General features: G+C 77.7%; 1 protein-coding gene. It reads right to left on the bottom strand.

Annotation, left to right across the window (positions count from 1 at the left end; translation table 11 throughout):
- Positions 1-273, bottom strand: a 273-nt coding sequence (locus M3677_RS18535; RefSeq protein ID WP_251161139.1) for an NAD(P)-binding domain-containing protein, incomplete at its 3' end; no start/stop codon positions are given.
- Positions 274-471 lie beyond the last annotated feature (198 nt).

Genomic DNA, 471 nt, shown 5'->3' with positions numbered 1-471 from the left:
GTGCGGGGCCAGCGTGGTCAGCAGGGCGTCGACGTCCTGGGGCTTGACCGCCACCAGCAGCACACGGCAGGCCGCGGCCGCCTCGGCCAGGTCGAGCGAGCGCACGCCGTAGCGCTCGACCAGCTGGGCGGCCCGCTCGGGGCTGCGCTCGACCACGACGATGCCCCCGGCCGCACCGGGCCGGCGGGCCAGCCCCGAGATCAGGGCCTCCCCGATCTTGCCGCCGCCCACGAGGGCGAGGTCGAGGGGCTGCTGGTCGGGTGCGCTGGTCACGCCCACGACGCTAGCGGGCCCCCGGCCGGGTCGATCACCGACCGGCGAGCAACCCCGCCGCGGGGACGACCACCAGGAGGGTGCCGGCGAACAGCAGCAGCAGGAGCACCCGCGTGGGCAGCGGGCCCTGGCCGTGCCGGCCGCGCCAGAACGACACCCCGGCGACCATGCCGGCGATCGCCAGCGGCGCCGCGACGA

It is taken from the genome of Curtobacterium sp. P97 (genome assembly GCF_023712445.1).
GTDB lineage: Bacteria > Actinomycetota > Actinomycetes > Actinomycetales > Microbacteriaceae > Curtobacterium.
Note: the sequence above shows the minus strand (reverse complement) of the source record. Positions and strands in the feature narration are given on the sequence as shown.